This window comes from Proteiniphilum sp. UBA5463 (genome assembly GCF_002427225.1).
Classification (GTDB): domain Bacteria; phylum Bacteroidota; class Bacteroidia; order Bacteroidales; family Dysgonomonadaceae; genus Proteiniphilum; species Proteiniphilum propionicum.
Window position 1 is genome coordinate 66,585 of the sequence record NZ_DIQL01000042.1, and the last position, 4,577, is coordinate 71,161.

Sequence of the window (4,577 nt, forward strand, 5' to 3'; positions counted from 1 at the left end):
TCGGAGCAATGGTCGGATAACTGTCAGGGAAATGCCGAGCAGGACTGGAATACGTATCGCCAGGAGTCATTCAACAAGCGGCAGTACGACGAAAACAACGGAATAATCGGATTCTCAGCTCCCTGGTCAGATTCCTACAAAAAAGTATATAATGTAAATTTGGGTATAGAAAAGATCAACTCGTCATCGGCTTTGTCAGAAAATTTAAAAAATCAACTGCTGGCTGAATCTTATTTCTTCCGTGCTTTTGTCTATTTTGATATGATTAAGTATTGGGGTGCAGTGCCTTATGTAAGCAAAGCGCTCACGATCGACGACAATACCTATCTTCCGCAAAACAAACGAGAAGAGATTTTCGACAACATTCTTTCAGACTTGACCGAATCGGTTAAATTTTTTGATGCTTACGGAGGTACTCCCGACGTTGGCATGGTCAATAGAAATGTAGCAACAGCATATATCTCACGCGTAGCATTGTATGCCGCCAATGCTGCCGATGCTTCAGCCAAAAATCTTTATACAGATGACCCTGCTGGACTGTTCAAATTTGAAAAGGACGCACAGCATTACTATCAAATATCCTACAATGCATCCAAGAGCCTGATTGGTAAATATAGTCTTGAAAACAACTATGAAGATTTGTTCACAAGTACGACTGCACACATGAGTAAGGAATCCATTTGGCCGGTTATGTTTAAGGAAAACCAGCGCAGTGGCTTTAACCCCACAGCTAAAAACGGTCCCGATCACTATTATTACGGCGGAACAGATGCTGCATCGTTCAAATGGGAATTTCGTTCAGGTCTGTTCCCCACCCAGGATCTGGTAGATGCCTATTTGCAAAAAGACGATGCAGACGGTCAGTGGAAAAAATGGTGGGAAACATCTCAGTCAAAAGCAATGGGGTTCCACAAAAATGAAGAGGGTGAGATTGAAGGCTCAAGTGCCAATTATCGGGATATCTTCAAGAACCGCGACAAACGATTCTATGCCACAGTCACCTACGACGGGGCTTATATGGGCCCGGAACAGGAGCGCTATATGATACAGACATGGATTGACAATACCAATCCGGCAGTTACATTAAAGTACAGTTCTCTGCATTCAGGTTATCGGTTTGTGGACAGAATGGAGGTTGCACCCATTAACAGAGCTTCAGCTCAAACAATCACAGGATATTACTCAAGGAAATATTCACATTTTGACAGATTTAATAACGATGGAACATTTAACTGGGGTATCCAACGTCAAACTTGTTATTTTAATGTCCGCTATGCCGAAGTTTTGCTGAATTGTGCTGAAGCAGGTATAAAACTCGGACAATCGGATGCCAGAGGATATATCAATGAAATTCGTCGTCGGGCCGGTCTTTCGGACTATGAAGGAAACGACCTGTATGAAGAGATGAAAATGCAGCGCCGTCTGGAATTTGCTTTTGAAGCACCGGGATTCCGCTACTTTGACCTTTTACGATGGAGTGAAGCCGAAGGAAAATCTACTATAGAGGAACTAAATCAAGCATCCAGAGGAATGTGGATCTTCCGCAAAGGCATCGAAAGTGAAAAAATAGGAGAAAACGGCTATCCAGTACAACCTGGTGGTGAAGGCTATTTCACACCTCAGATTCAGACCTTCAGAATGCCCTATTCCTACTACCAACGAAAGTTTGACAACAGTAGATTTTATTTTGTTCCCTTCTCTGCAACCATACTTAAAGATTACACGCAATTGCAGCAAAATCCGGGATGGGAGAACTATAATTATAATAACTAATTAAAAAAATATAACTATGTTGATAAATAAATTACTTAAAAATTTATATACCGGGGCAGCCCTGTTGTGCGTAGTTTGGTTTTTATCAGGCTGTGAGAAAGGATTGACTTTTGAAGAAGCTCCTGAGTCCACCTATTCGCAAGTAGAAGCGAGCAGATTTGACGTGAAAGCCAGAGAACTATTTGAGAATCAAATTTATGCCGTAAATTGGGACAAATGGGTGGAAAATTACATTAACACTCAAACAATCGGAGCTTCCAATGGCAGCTGGAAGAATGGGACCGGGGCAGCAGTCACGCTCAGCAACGGAGAGGTAGTACAACCTGGAGCTACTGTAAGTGGCTCTATTAAAGAAGAGAATAATGCTGAGGCTCCAGGCGGTAAACTTTATGTGATCACCGCTTACGTGAATGATCACGCCAAATATAAGACTGCCAACAAAGGATACTTGTTCGATGGAAGTAAGTTTACGGGAGACTTTACATTGGCTAACCCAACCAACAACCGTTCAGAGTATGTTACTCTTCCGGTAAGGAAGAATGAGATCATAGGTGAACTTGTTTTAGTGAACCCCTATGACTGCATTGTGGAACCTGTAAAAGGAGCAGCGGAGCTTGGCAAACCGGGCGATTTTTCTCAACCGCAGCGCTATCTTGTGAAAAATATTGCTTACCGCCCTGCGGGTGTTCCTCAGTATACCCGCTTATACGAGGTCAGGATCGTTTTCTATCCCGGGTAACGAATAGATCAAACAACATCATTTCAAGGGGGTGGGCTAATACTCACCTCCTTTTTTGTATTCTGTCCAAAGCAGTCGAAGTAGATAGGTATTCCGGAGTAGCCGGACAAGGCATCACGAGCAACACTCGGGCAAATGACCGCGATCCGGTTGAACAGGTAGTCCAGCCCTATCAATACGCGAAGGAACAATGACCCCGAAAGGTATCCCCTTCCCGTGTAACCCCTTCAATCACGACGGAAACGGGAGCGTCTACAGGCGGGTAAAAATCAATCGACGCCCTACCCTCCCTTACTGGCAGCCGCGGTTGCCAGTACAAGACGGATCGGAGATCGGGCAGGGGCACGTCCGGTTCCTTGTTTACCCGGGGAGCGGGAGCGTACACTTCCACCGGCTGTTGATACCCCATCGGGGTAATGTAGCCGGTGTTCGTCTTCGCGTAATAGGCTCCTCCCTTCCCTCCCCTCTTGGTGGAGACCGCGACAATCATATTGTGTTTACCATTAAAATATCCCACGGCATGCGGTCCTTTTATGATATCTATTTGCCCGATGGCTTCTACCGGAAGATAATTTAAAAAAAAGTCTGCTGAGCCCGAATCGTAGACAGGAACCCCATCGAAAACAAGAAGGGGAGACCATAATCCGCCAATACCTACTAACGCCCTCAGCACCATTTGAAGGTTTGGTAATCCCGATTGCTTGATACGCTCCTCGGTAATAACCGTACCGGCTTGTTGTTCGTACTCGGTATTGTACGTTTTCCTGGGGGCACGTACCTCTACCTCTTCCAAAAAGATATCCCGCATCGTTTCTTCCCTCGCCAACTTCTCCAGCGTCCTATTCCGGTAGCCTTGCCATTGACCGGACTCGAGGTGATCCCCGTGCGGTTTCCCTGAAGCCGCCAACGGGGCCGGCACGCCTTCAAACCAGGACGGGACTTCATCCAGGACAAGGTAAACATTCTCTCTTCCCGTTGCTGTCTTCGCCGAAACCACGAAGCGGGTACCCTCGGGAATTTCAAACCCGGTAAAGACAAAACGACCGTCTTCCCGGCTCACCGCCTGTTCCAGAATACCCGTCCCGGGGGCGGCCAGCGTGACCACGCAGTTTTGCACCCCCGCTCCCTTCCGGTCCAGCACTCTCCCGGATACCCGCGCGCTTACCTCGGGCAATACGTCCGGTTCATCGTATTCACCTTGCATGGCAGGCTCAATCTCGTAACGCCTCCACCCTCGCACCCGTACCAGCAAGTCCATCGCTTCCCTTCCCACGGGAACGCCAGCGTTCCGGAAATACCACCCGGGGTCGCGAACCTCTCCTTGCAAATCGGGAGTCAGCAACAATTCCGTTTGAATGGTAATGGTCGAGTCGGGTAAAAAATCCCCCTCGCGGGTAACGGCAATGGAGGCCACCCCGTTTATCGGCCTCCCGTCCTCGTCTTGCAATACCAGTTCAATCCGGGTGGGGCCTTGACTGTCGCGGCCACCGGTTTTGCCGGCTACCAGGCATTCGATTTTCTTTTCAGCCGGGAGCACGAACGCCGGCCGCTCGCTCACGATATGCCCCTTGTCAAGCAACAGGAAATGCAGCATCCCTTCCCGAAACGCGCTTTTCGGGAAAACCCGCGGTCCCCCGTCCCATGCATCCGCGTAGAGGGGAAAGCCACGCTGGAGTACCAGCAGTTGAAAACGCGACGGGGCATCCGGGGGCAACGAGTCACGTACCAGGGAAACCCGGAATGCATCCTCGCCCGCGTCCACGCGTAACGCGAAAGAACCCGTCACGGCAGGAGGCAGCGTGAACACCTTCTCCAAACCATAATTATTGATACAAACGGCCTCGTACGCTTCCCCCGGGCGAGGAGTGAAGGAAAACTCCCCCATCCCGTCGTGCATCGTGGCAAACCGCGACAGGGTATCTCTGCGGCTGTCCACAACGTATCCGGTCACTTCCCCGGCCGAGCCGTTATTATGCACCGCTTCGAAACCAAACCGGCACGGGGCACCCGCCACCCCGTGCCCCCCCTCGGGATAAAAGTTCACGGTGTACCCCGCATTATCCTC

General features: G+C 49.0%; 3 protein-coding genes. 2 read left to right on the forward strand and 1 reads right to left on the reverse strand.

Annotation, left to right across the window (positions count from 1 at the left end; translation table 11 throughout):
- Nucleotides 1–1,773: RagB/SusD family nutrient uptake outer membrane protein (locus B3B27_RS07140; RefSeq protein ID WP_286847191.1), on the forward strand; the 1,773-nt coding region annotated here is incomplete at its 5' end.
- 16 nt (nt 1,774–1,789) lie between these two features.
- A complete protein-coding gene (locus tag B3B27_RS07145; RefSeq protein ID WP_238868488.1) occupies nt 1,790–2,512 on the forward strand; it encodes a hypothetical protein in 723 nt (240 codons plus the stop codon).
- Nucleotides 2,513–2,684: 172 nt separating this feature from the next.
- Here B3B27_RS07145 and B3B27_RS07150 read toward each other — a convergent pair.
- Nucleotides 2,685–4,577, reverse strand: a 1,893-nt coding sequence (locus tag B3B27_RS07150; protein ID WP_286847192.1) for a TonB-dependent receptor plug domain-containing protein, incomplete at its 5' end; no start/stop codon positions are given.